Origin of the sequence: Sphingopyxis sp. BSNA05, from assembly GCF_013265645.1 — a bacterium.
In the GTDB taxonomy this organism is placed as follows: Bacteria; Pseudomonadota; Alphaproteobacteria; order Sphingomonadales; family Sphingomonadaceae; genus Parasphingorhabdus.
Map to the genome: position 1 here is coordinate 58,929 of NZ_PYIA01000012.1, position 19,646 is coordinate 78,574.

At 57.5% G+C, this 19,646-nt stretch carries 9 protein-coding genes and 7 pseudogenes; 14 read left to right on the forward strand and 2 right to left on the reverse strand.

Features of this window, described 5'->3' with window-relative positions:
- Positions 1 to 85 precede the first annotated feature (85 nt).
- Together C8024_RS01280 and alaS are read left to right on the forward strand one after the other, a co-directional pair.
- Positions 86 to 711, forward strand: a pseudogene (locus C8024_RS01280) (glutathione S-transferase family protein).
- A 54-nt stretch (positions 712 to 765) separates the two neighbouring features.
- Positions 766 to 3,414, forward strand: a complete 2,649-nt coding sequence (alaS, locus tag C8024_RS01285; RefSeq protein ID WP_173202671.1) for an alanine--tRNA ligase — start codon at positions 766 to 768, stop codon at positions 3,412 to 3,414.
- On the opposite strand, the pseudogene C8024_RS01290 reads toward alaS, so the two are convergent.
- Positions 3,392 to 5,219, reverse strand: a pseudogene (locus C8024_RS01290) (cation:proton antiporter). The gene alaS and the pseudogene C8024_RS01290 sit on opposite strands and share 23 nt — an antisense overlap.
- A 110-nt stretch (positions 5,220 to 5,329) precedes the next feature.
- Between C8024_RS01290 and C8024_RS01295 the strand changes: the two are divergent.
- Positions 5,330 to 6,505: an FAD-dependent oxidoreductase gene (locus C8024_RS01295; protein WP_173202672.1), complete on the forward strand. Its 1,176-nt coding sequence runs from the start codon at positions 5,330 to 5,332 to the stop codon at positions 6,503 to 6,505.
- Here the strand turns inward: C8024_RS01295 and C8024_RS01300 are convergent.
- Positions 6,500 to 7,725: pseudogene (locus C8024_RS01300) on the reverse strand (NADP-dependent isocitrate dehydrogenase). The gene C8024_RS01295 and the pseudogene C8024_RS01300 sit on opposite strands and share 6 nt — an antisense overlap.
- A 192-nt stretch (positions 7,726 to 7,917) precedes the next feature.
- Here C8024_RS01300 and C8024_RS01305 point away from each other — a divergent pair.
- From C8024_RS01305 to rseP, 11 genes and pseudogenes are all read left to right on the forward strand, one after another.
- A pseudogene (locus C8024_RS01305) lies at positions 7,918 to 8,650 on the forward strand (phosphatidylserine decarboxylase).
- 37 nt (positions 8,651 to 8,687) lie between these two features.
- A pseudogene (locus C8024_RS01310) lies at positions 8,688 to 9,480 on the forward strand (phosphatidylcholine/phosphatidylserine synthase).
- Between the two features lie 391 nt (positions 9,481 to 9,871).
- The gene (locus C8024_RS01315) at positions 9,872 to 12,142 is read left to right on the forward strand and encodes a PAS domain S-box protein (protein WP_217271912.1); all 2,271 of its coding nucleotides are present in this window, start codon (positions 9,872 to 9,874) and stop codon (positions 12,140 to 12,142) included.
- Positions 12,143 to 12,383: 241 nt separating this feature from the next.
- Positions 12,384 to 13,247, forward strand: a complete 864-nt coding sequence (gene rpsB, locus C8024_RS01320) for a 30S ribosomal protein S2 (protein ID WP_100095233.1) — start codon at positions 12,384 to 12,386, stop codon at positions 13,245 to 13,247.
- Between the two features lie 108 nt (positions 13,248 to 13,355).
- A complete protein-coding gene (gene tsf, locus C8024_RS01325; protein ID WP_367947093.1) occupies positions 13,356 to 14,282 on the forward strand; it encodes a translation elongation factor Ts in 927 nt (308 codons plus the stop codon).
- A 118-nt stretch (positions 14,283 to 14,400) separates the two neighbouring features.
- Positions 14,401 to 15,123, forward strand: a complete 723-nt coding sequence (pyrH, locus tag C8024_RS01330) for a UMP kinase (protein WP_100095231.1) — start codon at positions 14,401 to 14,403, stop codon at positions 15,121 to 15,123.
- A gap of 23 nt (positions 15,124 to 15,146) precedes the next feature.
- A pseudogene (gene frr, locus C8024_RS01335) lies at positions 15,147 to 15,703 on the forward strand (ribosome recycling factor).
- 53 nt (positions 15,704 to 15,756) lie between these two features.
- Positions 15,757 to 16,467: an isoprenyl transferase gene (locus C8024_RS01340; RefSeq protein ID WP_173202737.1), complete on the forward strand. Its 711-nt coding sequence runs from the start codon at positions 15,757 to 15,759 to the stop codon at positions 16,465 to 16,467.
- Positions 16,468 to 16,469: 2 nt separating this feature from the next.
- On the forward strand, positions 16,470 to 17,273 hold the full coding sequence (locus tag C8024_RS01345) for a phosphatidate cytidylyltransferase (protein ID WP_173202677.1): 804 nt from the start codon (positions 16,470 to 16,472) through the stop codon (positions 17,271 to 17,273).
- Positions 17,270 to 18,430, forward strand: a complete 1,161-nt coding sequence (locus tag C8024_RS01350; RefSeq protein WP_173202678.1) for a 1-deoxy-D-xylulose-5-phosphate reductoisomerase — start codon at positions 17,270 to 17,272, stop codon at positions 18,428 to 18,430. Before C8024_RS01345 ends, C8024_RS01350 begins: the two co-directional genes overlap by 4 nt.
- A gap of 73 nt (positions 18,431 to 18,503) precedes the next feature.
- Positions 18,504 to 19,549: pseudogene (gene rseP / locus C8024_RS01355) on the forward strand (RIP metalloprotease RseP).
- Positions 19,550 to 19,646: the final 97 nt, after the last annotated feature.

The window sequence follows — 19,646 nt, forward strand, 5'->3', positions numbered from 1 at the left end:
GAAACGATTGACATTTGGCGGTTCAAGAGGCTTGCTTGGGCCGAACTTTCACAAACTTTGCGCTTTCCGGAAGGCCAGTATAGCTATGACCATCATTCTCCATCATCTTGAAAACAGTCGCTCCCAACGGATCATCTGGTTGCTCGAGGAGCTCGGCCTGGACTATGAGATCAAACGCTACGAGCGCAATCCCAAGACCCAGAAAGCACCGGCCAGTCTGAAGGCGGTGCATCCGCTCGGCAAATCGCCGATGATCGAGGACGAGGGCGAGGTCATTATCGAGACCGCGGTGATCGTCGAATATCTGGTCGACAAGGCTGGCGGAAAATTGGGCGCGCCCGCTGATAAAAAGGGCTCTCGATTATATAATCAATATCTCCATTTGCCGAGGGTTCGATGATGCCGCCGCTCTATGGTCTGCTGGTGGTTGGCCGTCTCGGACTGCTCGGCCTGCCAGCCCGCAAGCCGGTGTCGCAGATGACCACTGACCTGCTGGTCTGGCTGGAAAGCGAGCTGGCCGACCGTGACTATTTCGCCGGTGATGAGCTCACCGCCGCCGATATCATGATGAGCTTCCCTCTCGAAGCCTGCCAGTCGCGCGCTGGCCTCGACGAGCGCTATTCCAATCTGCTGGCATTTCTGGAACGTATTCATGCGCGTCCCGCATATCAGACCGCGCTCGAAAAGGGCGGGCCCTATGCCTATGCATGATTTTCGGCCACGATCGGGATTGTCAACGGCAGATCGGTCGCCTAAGTCGATTTCATGCAAACAACCAACGATATAAGACGCTCTTTTCTGGACTATTTCGCGGCCGAAGGTCACGAGATCGTACCGTCCGCGCCGCTCATTCCCTATAATGATCCGACGCTGATGTTCATCAATGCGGGCATGGTACCGTTCAAGAATATCTTCACCGGTGCGGAGAAGAGCCCTTATTCGACGGCCACGTCGAGCCAGAAATGTGTTCGCGCCGGCGGCAAGCATAATGACCTCGACAATGTCGGCTATACCGCACGCCACCATACTTTCTTTGAAATGCTGGGGAATTTCTCGTTCGGCGACTATTTCAAGGAACAGGCGATCCTCCACGCGTGGACGCTGATCACGAAAACCTGGGGTATTTCGCCGGACCGGTTGACCGTGACCGTTTACCATACGGACGACGAAGCCTTTGATCTGTGGAAGAAAATTGCCGGCCTGCCGGACGAGCGGATCATTCGTATCGCCACCGACGACAATTTCTGGTCGATGGGCGATACCGGCCCCTGCGGTCCCTGCAGCGAGATATTCTACGACCATGGTGAGCATGTCTTCGGTGGTCCTCCGGGCAGCCCGGATGAGGACGGTGACCGGTTCGTGGAAATCTGGAATCTCGTGTTCATGCAATATGACCAGCGCGGCGAAGGTGATCGCGTTGACCTGCCGAAACCGTCGATTGACACGGGCATGGGGCTGGAACGCGTTGCTGCGGTCATGCAGGGCGTCCATGACAATTATGACATTGACCTGTTCAAGGCGCTGATCGCCGAATCCGGTTCGCTGACCGGCACCGCCACAACGGGTGACAACCAGGCCAGCCACCGGGTGATTGCAGACCATCTGCGCGCCTCGTCCTTTCTCGTCGCCGACGGTGTTCTGCCCTCCAACGAGGGCCGTGGCTATGTGCTGCGGCGGATCATGCGGCGGGCGATGCGCCACGCCCATCTGCTCGGCGCCAAGGACCCGTTGATGCACCGGATGGTTGGTTCCCTGGCCGGCGAGATGGGCAATGCCTTTCCCGAACTGATCCGGGCCCAGCCGTTGATAGAGGAAACCTTGCTGCGCGAGGAAACCAATTTCCGGCAGACGCTGGCCAACGGCCTGAAACTGCTCGATGCGGAAATCGCCGACATGAGCGAAGGCGATATCCTGCCCGGTGAAACAGCGTTCAAACTTTATGACACGTTCGGTTTCCCCTATGATCTGACCGAGGACGCGCTGCGCAACAAGGTGCTGGGTGTCGACCGGGAAGGCTTCGACAAGGCGATGGCGGAACAGAAAGCCGCTGCCCGTGCAGCTTGGAAAGGGTCTGGCGACCAGGCGTCCGACACCGTCTGGTTCGACATTGCCGAGCGGGAAGGCAGCACCGAATTTACCGGCTATACTTCAGAGGAAGGCGAGAGCGTTGTCGTCGCCCTGGTCAAGGATGGCGCCGAAATCGAAACCGCCGGGAGCGGCGATACGGTTACGTTGCTGACCAACCAGACCCCTTTCTACGGTGAAAGCGGCGGCCAGATGGGCGATGCTGGCGAGATATCCGGTGAAGACGGTTTTGCGGCCAGCGTGACCGACACCAGAAAACCGCTGGGACGGCTCCATGCCCACCAGATCGAAATCGGGTCGGGGTCTGTATCGGTCGGGGACAGGGTCCATCTGCAAGTGGACAAGGCTCGCCGCACGGCGCTGCGCGCCAATCACAGCGCCACCCATCTGCTGCACAAGGCGTTGCGCCACCATCTGGGTGACCATGTGACCCAGAAGGGTAGCCTGGTTGCACCGGACCGTCTGCGTTTTGACTTTTCTCACGTCTCCGCGCTGACCGATGCCGAAATACAGGCAGTGGAAGCGGACGTGAACGCGCAGATCCGGGGGAACAGCCCGGTCACGACGCGGCTGATGAGTCCGGACGACGCCGTCGCCGCGGGTGCGCTGGCGCTGTTTGGCGAGAAATATGGTGACGAGGTGCGTGTCTTGTCGATGGGGCAGGATGCCGATCTCGATTATTCGGTCGAACTGTGCGGCGGTACCCATGTCCAGGCGCTCGGCGATATCGGCCTGATGACGATCATATCCGAATCCGCGGTTGCCAGCGGCGTCCGCAGAATCGAAGCGCTGACCGGCGAGGCCGCCCGGCTGTGGCTGCTGGACCGGGATGCCAAGCTCAAGTCGATCGCCAGCGCGTTAAAAGCGTCGCCGGAAGATGCGGTGGACCGCGTGGCGGCTCTGGTCGATGAGCGGAAAAAGCTGGAACGGGAACTGACCGAGGCGAAGAAAGCTCTGGCGCTGGCCGGCAACGGCGGCGGCGCAAAGGCTGCCGAAACGGAAAGCGTCGGCGATGTGACTTTTTCCGGTCAGGTCATTCAGGGCCTGAATCCCAAGGAATTGCGGGGACTTGTCGATCAGGCTAAGAAAACATTGTCGAGCGGCGTGAGCGCATTGGTCGCGGTCAATGATGGCCGGGCAACCGTTGCAGTCGGCGTGACCGATGATCTGACGGAGCGGTTTAGCGCGGTCGATCTGGTTCAGGCCGGTGTTGCCGCTGTTGGCGGCAAAGGTGGTGGCGGACGTCCGGACATGGCGCAGGGCGGTGGGCCCGACGGCGCCAAGGCCGATGACGCGATCGCTGCTATCAGGTCTGTTCTTGCGGGCTGAGGCCGTCCGGCACCAGATCGTCGGCGGTCGCCTGACCGGTAGAAGTGGACATGGATTTCAGTTTGGGTTCGTGCTCCAGATCGCCTTCTTCCTGTATCCGTTTGCGGTAAATATCGCGCAGTTCGTGGATAGAGGCAATGACGGGTCCCATTGCCACGCCATTTTCGACCAGTACAGCCTCTGACAGTTGCAGCGAGCCCTCGAGCGCTTCGGGCACGGCATTGGTCGCCCCGGCCTGATAGAGTTCGGCGGCATGTTCGATGTCCCGCGCCTGGCGATGATCGGGAGATCGGGTACCCAGGCCCGGACCTTCTTGACGATCTGCACCGACAGCACAGGCTCGTCCATCGTTAGCACCAGCGCCTTCGCATGGCCCAGCCGCAACCGGTCGAGCATTTCGTTTCGCGACACATTGCCGAACATGATCGGATAGCCATCGCGCCGCGCCTTGGCGACAGTGTCAATATTCGTCTCGACGGCGAGATATTTTTGATTGTGGGTGGTTAAGAGATCGGCGATCAGCTTGCCGACCCGGCCAAAGCCGATGATGATGGTCTGCTGCGCCTCTACCGGCAATTCATCCGCCGCTGCACTACCGCCGCTGCGCATTTCCATACGCCGGGCGATGTCATGGCCAAAGCGGGCGAGCAATGGCGTGATGGTCAGGCCGATAGCCGTCACGATCTGCCAGAAAGCTGCCGTCTGGGGCTGGATCAGCTGCGCCTGAGTCGCCGCGGCCAATACGATCAAGGTTGTTTCGGACGGGCTGGACATCAGGACGCCGGCCTCGGTTGCGGTGCCGGGCCGTGCACCGGCAAATCGGAGCAGGCTGCTGGTGACGATCGCCTTGATCAGGACCACACCGACGACGGCGATCAGCAGGTCCGACCAGTTGGCCATGATCACGCGAATATCGATCTGCATGCCAACCGTGATCAAGAAAACGCCCAGCGCAAGGCCCTTGAAGGGCTGGGTGATGACTTCCACCTCGCCATGATATTCGGTTTCCGCGATTAGCAAGCCGGCCAGAAGAGCGCCGACGATCGGCGACAGGCCGGTTGCGGCGGTTGCGAGGCTGGCGAGGATGATCACCAGAAGGCTTACCGCGAGAAACAGTTCCGGGCTCTTGGTACGGGCGGCCTGCGCAAATATGCGCGGCAGCAGCAATCGACCAAGCACCAGCATGCCGATGATCACCGCGCCGCCCATCAGCAATGTGCGGCCCAGATCATCCCACCCGCCATCGGCGGTTATTGCTGGAGAGATAGCGCCGAGCAGGAAGATGATCGGAACAATGGCGACATCTTCGAACAGGAGCATGGCCAGTGCCGCTCGTCCGACCGGGCTCTTGGTGCCCGACATTGGCAGCACGAGAGCGGTTGAGGACAGCGCAAGCGCCAGTCCCAGACCCAGGCGCCGGCGGAATTCTGGCCAAGCAGATAGAGGACAGAGCCGATAATCAGGCCGGAAGCGAGCAATTCCGCCGCGCCGACGCCGAAGACGAGCCGGCGCAACGACCAGAGCCGCTTGAATGACAGCTCCAGTCCGATGGAAAAGAGCAGCAATATGATGCCCATCTCGGCAAAGGGCTCGATGGCCTCGCGATCATTGATGGTGACAAATTGCAGCCAGCTATATTGACCCTGCAGCGAGCCTAGTCCCGACGGTCCGAGCAAGACGCCTACCAGGATGAATCCGATGATCGGCGTGATCCGGAACCGGGCGAAGGCCGGAATAACGATCCCGGCGGCGCCGAGGATCACGATGGCATCGATAAAGGCTGGATTTTCAAGCGGACTGTGCATGGGGCGACTCTATACGCGATCAATGCTATTTGTCAGCAGGTTACGTGGCGGAGAAAGCGAATGTTGGAAAATAAGCATGATATCGTGATTGTAGGCGGTGGCCTGCGGGGATGATGGCCGGCTTGCTGTTCGCCCGCGCCGGGCTGAAAACTGCGGTGCTCGAGAAACATGCGGATTTTCTGCGGGATTTCAGGGGCGATACGGTTCATCCCTCGACACTGGAACTTTTCCATCAACTCGGCATGCTGGACGAGTTATTGCAATTGCCGCACAGCAGGCTGGAACAGGCATCGATCCACATTGCTGGCCAGCAGATGAAAGTACTGGATTTCCGTCATTTGCCGGTAGCGGCGCCTTATATCGCGATGATGCCGCAATGGGATCTGCTCAATTTCATCGCCGGCAAGGCAAAGCAATATCCCGGGTTTGACTTGCATATGAAAAGGGAAGCGGTCGATCTGGTCTATGACAAGGCTGATCGGGTGTGCGGTGTCGAGACGGCGGACGGGCAAGTGCTGGCGGCCAAACTTGTGATTGCCGCGGACGGCAGGCGATCGGTGTTGCGCGGCAAGGCCAAGCTGCCCCTGCAAAATATCGGCGCGCCGATGGATGTGTTCTGGTTCCGCATCGATAAACCCGAAGGCCAGGGTGGCGACGTGTTCGGAACGGTTCAGGCGGGCCGTTTCATGGTGATGATCGATCGCCAGGATTATTATCAATGCGCCTATATCTTCAACAAGGGGCAGGCCGGTCAGGTAAAAGCCGCCGGGCTGGAGGCCTTTCGCGCGGGCTTGCGGTCGCTCGTTCCCGACCTGCGGGAGGCTTTCGACCAGATAGTCAGCTGGGATCAGGTGAAGATGCTGGAGGTGGCGCTTGACCGGCTCGAGCGCTGGCATCGCCCCGGCCTGCTGGCGATCGGCGACGCGGCCCATGCGATGTCACCGATTGCCGGGGTCGGTATCAATATGGCTGTCCAGGACGCGGTCACGGCCGCCAATGTTCTGGCTGGTCCGATGGCGAGAGGAGATAATCCCGACCCGCTACTGGAACGGGTATATGTCCGCCGGATCAAACCGGTGCGCCGGATGCAGGCCTTTCAGAAAATCGCGCAGGACCGGGTCATCGCGCCGCTTTTGCGCCGAACGGAGCCAATCGACAAAGCGTTTTTCATGTTGAGGCTGTTGAACCGGGTGCCGTGGTTGCGGCGTATTCCCGGGCGTGTCGTTGGCTTGGGGTTCGGGCGAGAGGATATCCGCTCGCCCGAAATGCCCGTCGAACCGTTATGACTTCTGCCAGTTTTCCATTTCTGCTTCGAGATTGGAGCGAACCGCTTCGAAAAACTGCTCGGTCGTCATCCAGGACTGGTCGGGTCCGATAAGGATCGCGAGATCCTTGGTCATGTCGCCGTTTTCGACGGTCTGGATGCAGACGCGTTCCAGTGTTTCGGCAAAGCGCGTCACATCCGGCGTATCATCAAATTTTCCGCGATAGATCAGACCGCGGGTCCAGGCGAAGATCGAAGCAATCGGGTTGGTCGATGTCGCCTTGCCTTGCTGATGCTGGCGATAGTGGCGGGTAACCGTGCCATGCGCGGCTTCTGCTTCAACGCAGTCGCCGGTCGGGGTCATCAAAACCGAGGTCATCAGGCCGAGCGAACCGAAGCCCTGCGCGACGGTGTCCGACTGGACGTCGCCGTCATAGTTCTTACAGGCCCAGACAAATTTTCCGCTCCATTTCAGCGCGGAAGCGACCATGTCATCAATCAGACGATGTTCATAGGTGATTCCGGCCTTGTCGAACTTGTCCTTGAATTCTTCCTGGAAGATTTCCTCGAACAGATCCTTGAACCGGCCATCATAGGCTTTCATGATCGTGTTCTTGGTCGACAGATAGACCGGCCATTCGCGGTTCAGGCCATAGTTCATCGAAGCGCGGGCAAAATCGCGAATCGAGTCGTCCAGATTGTACATCGCCATGGCAATGCCGGGAGACGGGAACTGGAACACTTCTTCGTCAATTTTCGTGCCATCATCGCCGTCAAAGACCAGCCGCAATTTGCCTGGTCCGGGCACCTTGAAATCGGTGCAGCGATATTGATCGCCAAAGGCATGACGGCCGACGACGATAGGATCGGTCCAGCCCGGTACGAGCCGCGGGACATTGTCGATCACAATCGGCTCGCGGAAGACGACACCGCCCAAAATATTCCGAATGGTGCCGTTCGGCGATTTCCACATCCGCTTGAGGCCAAATTCCTCGACCCGGTCTTCGTCCGGTGTGATGGTCGCGCATTTGACGCCGACGCCGTGCTTCTTGATCGCGTTGGCCGCATCGACGGTAATCTTGTCATTGGTGTCGTCGCGCACTTCGATCGATAGATCATAATAATGCAGATCGATGTCGAGATAAGGTTCGATCAACCGCTCGCGAATCCACTGCCAGATGATCCGCGTCATTTCATCGCCGTCAATTTCGACGACCGGGTTTTGACCTTAATTTTCGACATATCGTTTATTTCTTTCCTGAAACGGGAACAAGAGGGAGGAATGATGTTGCCAGCCTCTTAGCAAAGATTGCCATTTGTTCAACCCAGAGTTGCGGGGGCGATTTGTTGCGCTCGGACAAAATGCCAATATTGAATTTCCAATATATCAACGGGAGAGTTGTCAGAGCAATGGCCCGTCACTAAGTAGCGGTCATGGCGATTGAAAAATATTCAAACAAGGGGCTGGGTGAAGCCAAATGGTCTTTCCCGCCGATCCATCCCGAAGGGCGGAAATTTGCCGTCATCGCCGGGGCCATCACAGCGTTTTTTGCGGTCATGGCATGGGAGACGCTGGCCTGGCCAATGGCTGGTATCACAATATGGGTATTGGCGTTTTTCGCGATCCCAAAAGAGTTACCCCGCTCAATGAAAATTATATCGTTGCGCCCGCCGACGGACTGGTGAACCTGATCATGCCGGTTACGCCGCCGCTGGAACTGCAGGGTGAGGGCGCCTCGGCAGCGAGGAACTGATCCGTGTCTCGATCTTCATGAGTGTGTTTGATGTCCATATCAATCGCACCCCGATTGAGGGTACGGTGAAACGGCAGGCCTATATTTCCGGAAAATTTCTCAACGCCGATCTCGACAAAGCCAGCGAAGAAAATGAACGACAGCATTTCATGGTTGAACGCAATGATGGCCTCAAGGTCGGTTTTACGCAGATAGCTGGTCTGGTGGCCCGGCGGATCATGGCCTTTGTCAAGGAAGGCGATTTTGTCGCAGCCGGACAGCGAATCGGACTGATCCGCTTCGGTAGCCGGGTTGATGTCTACCTGCCAAAGGGAACGGAACCGAATGTCGTGCTGGGCCAGCGGGCCATTGCCGGCGAAACAATTCTTGCCGTGATTGGCCAGACCAAGGAAATTGAGGGTGTAGGGCAATGATCTCCGCACTGCCCCCTTGCCGGATGGAGCAACGCTGATGGTCGGCAAAGGTTCGATGAAGCGTCCCGAACGCGGTATTCCGCTGCGCGCTTTTGTTCCGAACGCGGTGACCGCGCTGGCATTGTGCGTTGGCCTGAGCAGCGTTCGCTTCGCTTATCTGGATAATTGGGTGCTGGCAGCAGCGGCGATTGTTCTGGCAGGAATATTGGACGGTCTGGATGGCCGGATCGCCCGTTTGCTGAACGCGCAGAGCCGGTTTGGCGCGGAGCTCGATTCGCTATCCGATGTGATCGCCTTTGGCGTGTCTCCCGCGCTTGTCATGTTTCTATGGTCGACCCAATATATGCCGCAATTCGGCTGGGTGCTGGCGCTGACCATGGTGGTGGGTTGCGCCTTGCGCCTCGCACGCTTCAACGCCTTGATCGATGATCAGGACCAGCCGCACAAATCAGCCGGATTTCTTACCGGTATTCCGGCACCGGTGGGCGCGGGACTGGCGATGTTGCCGCTCTATCTGTGGTTGATTACCGGAGAGGAAATCTTCCGTCACTATGCTCTGGTGTCACCGTGGATCGTGCTGATCGCGTTTCTGATGATTTCGAATACGGCGACGTTCAGCTGGTCATCGCTGCGTTTGCGCAAAATATCAGGCTGGAGGGGATTGCCGTGGTGGCGCTGGTTGGTGTTGCCTGATCAACTCGCCGTGGATCATGCTCTCGGCAATCAGTATCGGCTACCTGATCCTCATTCCGTTCAGCATCAGAAGCTATGCGCGGGTCAAGCGGCAGCGCGCAGCGGAGCGGGCTGAAGCGAGCGGTGCGGGGTCATAGATTGTGGTGTCTTGACCTTCCGGTGGCGACAGGCTGTCGGCTGGATGACTGTCACGGGCCGCTGGCCATTGAATTCGTTCTGGATGACCGCAGAAATCCTGTCACGATATTGGGCGAACATCATCGCAATCACCGCGATAGAGCCGAATAGGGCAAGGGCAAAAAGGTCGAAATGGCGATAGCAAGCATGTGACAATCCCGTTTGTTCTTTTGATGAACTCTTAATGTTCCATTTATGTTCTCTTTGTCAAGCGCTATCTGAAATTTGTCAAGCGCTATCTGAAAATTGACGGAAATTCGGCAGTGTCATTGTTGCAACCGTGCGCGGGGGCGAAGAAACTGTTGCGGGAAGCGTGCGAACGTCTTAATGTTTTTCTTTGGGAACGGATCGATGGTTCAATTCACTCAGCCGGCAAAAAGCTCCGTTTCTTCCTTCCCGTCCATTCAGGCCAAATTGGCCTCCTGCTCTCAGGTCGTGGGAGAAGCATTTTTCCCGGTCATGGTAGAAGCGCTGGCGGAAACGCTTTCGGCCCGATGGGTGTTTTTGAGCACGCTCCATCCCGTTGATCGCGGTAAAGCCTGCACCGTAGCGGTATGGGATGACGGCCCCGGCGACAATTTCGAATATGATCTGAAAGACAGCCCTTGCGAGAATATCGTGGGGCAGGGCGCTTGCTGCTATCCCGAAAATATCATCGACCTGTTCCCGCGGGACCAGATGCTGAAAGACATGGGGGCTGTCAGCTATGTCGGAACGCCATTGCGTAGCGCGTCGGGGGAGGTGCTCGGCCTGCTTTCGGTGTTGGATGAGAAGCCATTTGAAGATGCCGACCAGGCTGCCGAGGTGATCGAGGTGTTTTCCGGTCGGGCAGCCGCCGAGCTGGAGCGATTGGCGACAGCCTCGCTCAACGAACGGCTTGGGCGTATCGTCGAGGATTCGGTCAGCGAAGTCTATATTTTCGATGCGAACAGCTATCATTTCGAACTGGTCAATCGCGGAGCGCGGGAAAATCTCGGCTATTCCATGGAAGAGCTGCGCCAGTTGACGCCCTGGGATATAAAACCGCAATTTTCCAGAGAGCAATTCATCAGTCATGTGACGCCGTTGCGGAACGGCGAGATCGCCAACCAGACGTTCGAAACGCAGCATCAGCGGAAGAACGGGTCCGTTTATGATGTTGCCGTCCAGCTGCAATATTTTCCCGGCGTGGAGAATCTCTTCTATGCGTCGATCAGCGACATCACTGATCGCAAGCGGGCGGAAGAAGCGCAGGCTCATCTGGCCGCGATCGTATCCTGCTCCAGCGAAGCCATTATATCCAAGACGCTGGACGGTACGATTAAAAGTTGGAACAGCGGAGCGCAGAAGATTTTCGGCTATACGGCTGAAGAGATGATCGGCAAATCCATTCGACTGCTCATTCCCGCCGATCGGCAGCATGAGGAAGAGAATATTCTCGCCCAGATCAGTCGCGCCGAGCAGGTCAACAATTATGAAACAATCAGGCTGTGCAAGGATGGGCGGGAAGTAGATGTTTCCGTCACCGTCTCGCCGATATTCGATTCCGGCGGTACTATCGTCGGCGCGTCGAAAATTGCCCATGACATAAGTGACAGGAAACTCGCAGAAGCCCGCGAGCAGCTGCTTATGGGAGAAGTCAACCATCGCGCGAAGAATATGCTGACGCTGGTGCAGGTGATCGCGCGGCAGACCGCCGCAAATGACGCGGAGACATTTGCGCAACGGTTCGACGAACGCATTCTCGCGCTGTCCGCAAGCCATGACGTTCTGGTCAACAGCTACTGGCAGAATGTTCCGCTGGATGAGCTCGTCCGATCGCAACTGGGGCATTTTCAGGACATATTCGGAGAGCGGATAAAATTGTCCGGCCCGTCACTCAAGATAACCGCTCCGGCTGCTCAGGCGATCGGAATGGCACTGCACGAACTCGCCACAAATGCGGCAAAATACGGAGCCTTGTCCAACGATGAGGGGGCGGTCGAGATCGACTGGAAGCTGGACGGGGAGGAGATTTCCGAACAGCGGCTGTTGCTGGACTGGATCGAGCGGGGAGGGCCGGAAGTCACGAAGCCGTCCCGCAACGGCTTCGGTTCCACGGTGATCGACCAGATATTGTCAGCGAGCATCAATGGCGAGGTGAGTCTGGACTGGTTCCCGACCGGTCTCGTGTGTCATGTGAATTGCCCCGCCGACAAGGTTCTCGACAATCTGGAAGTGTCGACCCAGAAATCGCGTGCTGCTGCCCATATGGGGCAATCCTCCACTTCGGATTCCGCGCGGATATTGGTCGTGGAAGACGAAATATTGATCGGCATGGAAGTCTCCGAAATATTGAAAGCCGCCGGATTTGAAATTTTCGGCCCCGTAGCGACGGCCTCGGGCGCGCTTGCGATATTGGAGAACCAGATGTGCGATGCGGCAGTGCTGGATATCAATCTGGGCAAAGAGACATCGGCGCCCGTCGCCGAGTTGCTGTCCCAAGCGGGTACGCCGTTTCTTTCGATCTCAGGGCGCAGCAGGGATGACCGACCAGCGATATTTGGTGGCTCCCCCCATCTGGCCAAGCCGATCCAATCCGCCCTTCTGGTTAGAGAACTCGGGCAATTGCTGGCGCCGGTGGCAAAGCCGAATCCGGCTTGAGCGGTGGGACGGTATAGGCCGGGCCGCTTGACTGTTGTTGCCATTCGCCGGACCGTCCGTCCGCGGTGGTTACGGGAGAAGTTCCTGTCGTGCTGCAAATTGTGGTTGCATTTGTGTCTGCTTCGCCTTAACGGCACGCTCATTCCACATGGAAAGCACTCATACCGGTGCCGATAGCGGTCTTTCAGGTCGTTTGAGGTTCTCAGCTTTCCAGAGGCATAACCGGATAAGGAGAAATATTATGGCGGCCCCTGTCGTCACCCTACAGCAATTGATTGAAGCCGGAGCGCATTTCGGCCACCAGACCCACCGCTGGAACCCGAAGATGAAACCGTACATCTTCGGCGCCCGCAACAGCGTCCATATTCTTGACCTTTCGCAGAGCGTGCCCCTGTTCGCACGGGCACTCGACTTTATCGCCAACGCCACTGCGGCTGGCGGCAAGGTCCTGTTCGTCGGCACCAAGCGTCAGGCGCAAGAGCCTATCGCTGAAGCAGCGCGCGCAAGCGGCCAGCATTTCGTAAACCATCGCTGGCTCGGCGGCATGCTGACCAACTGGAAAACGATTTCCAACTCGATCCGCCGGATGAAGACTTTGGAAGAGCAGCTCGGTGGCGACACCGCTGGCTTCACCAAGAAAGAAGTCCTGCAGATGACCCGTGAACATGCCAAGCTCGAGCTTTCGCTCGGCGGTATTCGCGACATGGGCGGCATTCCCGATGTTATGTTCGTGATCGATGCCAACAAGGAAGAGCTCGCCATCAAGGAAGCCAATGTTCTGGGTATCCCGGTTGTCGCGATTCTCGATTCGAACGTCGATCCCAGCAACATCGCTTTCCCGGTTCCGGGCAATGACGATGCGGCGCGGGCCATTCGCCTCTATTGCGAGTCCGTTGCTGCGGCAGCGACCAAAGGCGGCCAGGACGCTTCGGTTGCGGCTGGCGAAGATCTCGGCGCAGCAGTTGCTCCTCCGGTCGAACAGATTGTTTCGAGCGAAGCCAATGCAAGCGCAATGACTTCCGGTGAAGAAGCTGCGGTTGCCGATATTGCTGAGATCGCGGCAGAAGAACCGAAGGCTGACGAAAAGGCAGGCGAGAAAGCCTGAGCTTGAAGCTACTTTCTGCGGTCATATATTGACCGTATATTGAATTATAGGGGGCGGCATTATTGTCGCCCCACTTTCACATTTCCCGGTCAAGAAATTGAGGAACGAATAATGGCTATTACAGCAGCAGCAGTGAAAGAACTGCGTGAGCGCACCGGTGCGGGCATGATGGATTGCAAAAAAGCACTGAACGAAACCAATGGCGACGTGGAAGCAGCGGTTGACCTGTTGCGGACCAAGGGTCTTGCCGCAGCGCAGAAAAAATCGAGCCGCACCGCTGCCGAAGGTCTTGTCGGCGTCGCCGTCGAAGGCACCCGGGGCGTTGCCGTCGAAGTGAACAGCGAAACCGACTTCGTTGCGAAAAACGACCAGTTTCAGGATTTTGTCTCCAATGTGACGCAGGTTGCTCTTGGCATGGACAGCGACGACGTGGAAGCGCTGTCGGCTTCGGCTTACCCTGCCGGCGGCACCGTTCAGGAAGTTCTGACCAACAATATCGCGACCATTGGTGAAAACCAGGCCATTCGCCGGATGAAGACCGTTGCGGTATCCAGCGGGCTTGTCGTGCCTTATATCCACAACGCCGTCACCCCTTCGATGGGCAAGATCGGCGTTTTGGTTGCTCTGGAAAGCACCGCTGGTGCAGACGTTCTGGAGCCACTCGGCAAGCAGATCGCGATGCACATCGCCGCTGCATTCCCGCTGGCGCTCAACGCTGATGGCCTGGATCAGGAAATGATGGAGCGTGAACGCGCTATTGCTGCGGAAAAGGCTGCCGAATCCGGCAAGCCCGCAAATATCGTCGAAAAAATGGTCGACGGTGCGATGGCAAAATTTGCCAAGGAAAATGCACTGCTCAGCCAGATTTTTGTAATGGATAACAAGACGCCTATCGCTCAGGTCGTCGAGCAGGCCGGAAAAGACGCAGGCGCGGACATCAAGCTTACCGAATATGTCCGTTTCCAGCTTGGCGAAGGCATCGAGAAGAAAGAAGATGATTTCGCAGCGGAAGTCGCCGCCGCAGTTGCCGGCTAATCGAGCAACCGATTGAATATTTCAGGCGGTAACGCTTGGCAGCATGGCGCGGACTATCTATGGTCTGCGCCATATCTGTTTTGGGGCCGGGCATTGATTCCGGCAGGATGGGATTTGCATGAAACGACCGGCGTTCAAACGCATTTTGCTGAAGCTTTCCGGTGAGGTCCTGATGGGCTCCAGCGAATTCGGTATCGATCCGGAAACGGTCAATCGCATCGCGACCGAAGTGAAATCTGCCAAAGAGGCCGGATTCGAGCTTTGCCTGGTTGTCGGCGGAGGCAATATTTTCCGGGGTCTGGCTGCGGCGGCAAAGGGCTTCGAGCGAACCAGTGCAGACTATATGGGCATGTTGGCCACGGTAATGAATGCGCTGGCCGTCCAGAATGCACTCGAGCAGATGGGCTGCGACACGCGGGTCCTGTCCGCGATCCCGATGGCAAGCGTGTGCGAACCCTATATCCGACGCAAGGCCGTGCGCCATCTGGAAAAGGGCCGGATCGTTATCTTCGCTGCGGGAACCGGCAATCCCTATTTTACGACCGACACCGCCGCTGCACTACGCGCTGCGGAGATGGGTTGCGAAGCCCTTTTCAAAGGCACCAGCGTCGATGGCGTCTACAATGCCGATCCGAAACTCGATTCCGATGCCACGCGCTATGATGAATTGAGCTTTGACCAGGTTTTAAGTGATAATCTGAAGGTCATGGACGCCAGTGCCGTGGCGCTGTGCCGGGAAAACAAGATACCGATCGTGGTGTTCTCGATCCGGGAGCAGGGCAATCTCGCAACCGTTTTGGGTGGCGGTGGAACCGCAACCATGGTCGGAACAACCGAATAAAATAAAATCTAGAGGAAACAGCAATGGCACAATATGACAAAGCCGATCTGCAAAAAGGATGAACAGTACGCTGGAGGCGCTCAAGCATGACCTGAGCGGCCTGCGTACCGGCCGGGCCAATATCGCGCTGCTGGATACCATAACGGTCGAAGTTTACGGCTCCAAGATGCCGCTTAATCAGGTTTCTACGGTATCCGTGCCGGAACCGCGGATGCTGTCGGTGCAGGTTTGGGACAAGGCAAATATCCAGCCGGTGGAAAAGGCCATTCGCTCGGCCGGTCTCGGGCTGAATCCGATGACTGACGGTCCCAATATCCGGCTGCCTATTCCTGATCTGACCGAAGAGCGCCGCAAGGATCTGGCAAAACTCACCGGACAATTCGCAGAAAAGGCCCGCATCGCCATTCGCAATGTCCGTCGGGACGGCATGGACGACCTGAAAGCGGACGAGAACAAGAAGGAAATCAGCGAAGATGACCGGAAGCGGCTCGAAACGGAAGTCCAGAAGCTGACCGACGAGATGATTGCTGAGGCCGACAAGCTGGCGGATGCGAAAGAACAGGAAATTCTGACGCAGTGAAGCTTGCGCGTTCCAAGAACGGTTCTGCAGACCCGGTGCAAGCTGCGGCGGGGATATCCGACCCGACTTACGGTGCCCGCCACGTCGCGATCATCATGGACGGCAATGGACGCTGGGCGAAGCGCAAGCATCTACCCCGTGCCCTCGGCCACAAGAAGGGTGTCGAAGCGGTCCGCAATATTGTTCGAGTAGCCGGAAAAATGGGCATAGAAGCGATGACGCTTTACGCCTTTTCTTCCGAGAACTGGAACCGGCCGGAAGAGGAAATAAGCGATCTGATGGGATTGCTGCGGCAATATATCCAGTCGGACATCGATGAATTTGTCGAAAATGGCGTGCGGTTGAAGGTCATTGGCAATTACAGGGCGCTCGACGCCGATATCGTCGCGATGATCGACAATGCGATCGAGAAAACGGCCGGAAACGAGAAGATGACGCTCGCAGTCGCGCTCAACTATGGCGCGCAGGACGAAATGCGCCGCGCGGTCCAGCATATCGCGAGCAGAGTGAGGCAGGGCGAGATGGAGCCGGACGCGATAGGTCTCGACCATATCGCCGGTGCGCTGGATACCGCAGATCTGCCACCTCTGGATTTGCTGATCCGGACTTCCGGGGAATTGCGCCTGTCCAATTTCCTGCTGTGGCAGGCGGCTTATTCTGAACTTTATTTCACCGACACGCTGTGGCCCGATTTTGACAAGGCCGAACTGGAAAAAGCATTGCAGTCCTTCGGTGCGCGCGAACGACGCTTTGGTGGGCGCTGAATATGGCTGACCCCTCTGCTCCGGCGCCCGGCAAGGGCAGTGAACTGCAGACCCGCATAATCGTTGGTATTCTCCTGATCGGAGCGGCGCTACTGGCGGGCTATTTTGGCGGGATGACGCTCTGGTTGCTGGCCGTGCTGATGTCGCTGGGAATTATGAGCGAGTGGGCAGGGCTGACCGACCGTCGCGACAAGCGGCTGCTCGCGATGTATGCGCTGTCCGTGCCTCTCGCGATCATGTCTCCGTGGGCCGCGGGACCATCGTTTCTGGCTTTCGGCCTTATCCTGGGCGCGGCGATGTTTGTCGCGATATTCGATCGCTCGATCAAGCTTGCCGCGGGCGTGATGTACGCAGGCCTTCCGGCTCTTGCAGTCCTCTATTTGCGCGAGATCGATAATGGTATTCTTGTGATGCTGTGGACGCTCGCTCTGGTCTGGGCCACGGATATTGGCGCCTATTTTTCCGGTCGCGCCATCGGCGGACCCAAACTGGCGCCGCAATATAGTCCAAACAAGACCTGGGCAGGCCTGATTGGCGGTGTCATTCTGACAGCGGCGCTGAGTTTCGCCCTCCATGTCTATTGGGGGCTTCATTTCGGTCTGGTGCTGCTCAGCATCCCTCTTGCCGTTCTGGCGCAAATGGGCGATCTGTTTGAGAGCTGGCTCAAGCGAAAGGCAGGGGCCAAGGATAGCGGAACGATTTTCCCCGGCCATGGTGGCGTGATGGATCGTCTCGACGGCCTGATGCCCGTGGCGCCGGTCGTCGCACTGATCATGCTGGTCGATCGCTGGCCCGCATTGTCATGACCAAGTCGATCTCGATATTCGGAGCGACAGGATCGGTTGGTCTGTCGACGCTGGATCTCGTCCGTCAGCACCGCGATCAATATGAGATCATTGCCCTGACCGCCAACGGCAATGCTGCCCAGCTGGCCGCTCTCGCCAAGGAATTCTCGGCGCAGATAGCGGTGGTTGCCGACGATTCCGCCTATTCCGAACTCCGCCAACAACTGGCTGGAACATCGATCGAGGCTGCGAGTGGCCCCGATGCGCTGATTGCCGCGGCCGCGCTTGGTGCTGACTGGACAATGGCGGCGATTGTCGGTTGTGCCGGCCTGCCGCCAACGCTCGAAGCCTTGCGCTGCGGCAAGACCGTGGCTCTGGCCAATAAGGAAGCCCTGGTTTCTGCCGGAGCGCTGATGATCAACGAGGCCAGGCAAGCCGGCGCAACCTTGCTGCCCGTCGATTCCGAGCATAATGCGATCTTCCAGGCGCTGCAGGGCGGCCGGATCGATCAGGTTCGCAAGATCACCCTGACGGCCAGCGGTGGACCGTTTCGCACATGGACCCGCGACCAGATGGCCAGCGTGACGCCGGAGCAGGCGGTCGCGCATCCCAATTGGGACATGGGAGCAAAAATATCCGTCGACAGCGCGACGATGATGAACAAGGGACTCGAACTGATCGAGGCCCATCATCTCTTTCCGGTTGGTCTCGAGAATATCGAGATACTGGTGCATCCGCAATCCGTGATTCACTCAATGGTCGAATATCACGACCGTTCGACTCTGGCGCAGCTCGGATCTCCGGATATGCGGATACCGATTGCCAGTGCTCTGGCCTGGCCGGACCGGATGATGAGCAATTGCGAACCCCTTAATCTGGCAGAGATTGGCAGGCTGGATTTCGAACTCCCCGACGAAAGCCGCTTCCCGGCGACCGGCATAGCAAGAGCCGCTATCATGGCAGGCGGTGCCAAGCCTGCGATGCTCAATGCAGCCAATGAAGTCGCTGTCGCTGCATTTCTGGATGGGGCGGTTCAGTTTCTGGACATCACAGACATTGTATCACGGCTGTTAGACAGTTATAGCCCGCCAGACCCGAGCGAGTTGGCGGATATTTTTGCGATAGACAAGGAAACCCGCGTTCGGACCGAACAGCTGGTTGAGGAATTGAAGGTTTGACGGACAATCCCGGTTTTTGATTTATTTATTCTCCTTTCTGATCGTCATTGGCGTGCTCGTTTTTGTGCACGAAATGGGACATTATCTGGTCGGGCGCTGGTGTGGCGTCAAAGCAGAGACTTTCTCCATCGGCTTTGGCAAGGAAATTGCCGGTTGGACCGACAAGCGCGGAACGCGCTGGAAACTCAGCATGTTGCCCTTGGGTGGCTATGTCCAGTTCGCCGGAGACATGGATCCGGCGGGGGCCAAGAGCAAGGAATGGCTGAGCCTGCCGGCGGCGGAGCGCAATCAGACTTTCCAGTCCAAATCGCTCTGGAAGCGTGCCGCAATCGTATTTGCCGGGCCGGCGATCAATTTCATCTTTGCCATATTGATCATCATGGGTTTCGTTATCGCTTATGGTACCAGCGCAACTCTGCCGGTTGCAGATGCAATCGCTCCCAACTCAACCGCCGCCGCGATCGGCATGAAACCGGGCGACCGGATCATATCCGTCGACGGTGATGAGATTGATCTGTTCGAGGACCTGCGGCAGAAAATGATCCTGATCCCCGATCAGAATGTCGAAATTGTCTATGAGCGGGATGGTCAGCATATTGCCAAGCAGGCCACGATCGGCGTCCATATGCTGAAGGACCGGTTCGGCAACGAATATCGGCTCGGTATGCTGGGCATGTCATCCAGCAAAGTCGAATGGCGGGAGGTTAGCCCGCTTGAAGCGCCAGCCGTTGCTGTGGAAAAACGATTGGCATCGTCGACCAGATCATCACCACCCTCGGTCAGGTGATTACCGGCAAGCGTTCCATCAAGGAACTCGGCGGGCCGCTCAAAATTGCACAGGTTTCCGGCGAACAGTTCAAGCTGGGGCTGGAAAGCTTCATTCTTTTCGTCGCCCTGATTTCAATTAACTTGGGGTTCATCAACCTGCTGCCAATCCCGATGCTCGATGGAGGGCATTTGATGTTCTATGCATTGGAAGCGGTTCGGAGGAAGCCTGCCAGCCCGAGGATACAGGAATGGGCATTCCGTTCCGGCTTTGCCTTGGTCATGGTGTTCATGCTGGTGGTGACTTTCAACGATTTATCGTCATTTGGCCTGTTCCGGGCTATCTCTGGCTGATTGGCCATTGATTGACGGGCTGCATTGGGGCAGGGGGTTGCCGAAGTTGATACCTTGGTGTCGGTTTCATTTTAATTCTGGTTTATGCTGTGAAAGC

Coding starts and splice junctions, on each gene's coding strand:
- alaS (WP_173202671.1), top strand. CDS start 766: ATGCAAACAACCAACGATATAAGACGCTCTTTTCTGGACTATTTCGCG.
- rpsB (WP_100095233.1), top strand. CDS start 12,384: ATGGCGGCCCCTGTCGTCACCCTACAGCAATTGATTGAAGCCGGAGCG.
- C8024_RS01315 (WP_217271912.1), top strand. CDS start 9,872: ATGGTTCAATTCACTCAGCCGGCAAAAAGCTCCGTTTCTTCCTTCCCG.
- C8024_RS01345 (WP_173202677.1), top strand. CDS start 16,470: ATGGCTGACCCCTCTGCTCCGGCGCCCGGCAAGGGCAGTGAACTGCAG.
- pyrH (WP_100095231.1), top strand. CDS start 14,401: ATGAAACGACCGGCGTTCAAACGCATTTTGCTGAAGCTTTCCGGTGAG.
- C8024_RS01350 (WP_173202678.1), top strand. CDS start 17,270: ATGACCAAGTCGATCTCGATATTCGGAGCGACAGGATCGGTTGGTCTG.
- C8024_RS01295 (WP_173202672.1), top strand. CDS start 5,330: ATGATGGCCGGCTTGCTGTTCGCCCGCGCCGGGCTGAAAACTGCGGTG.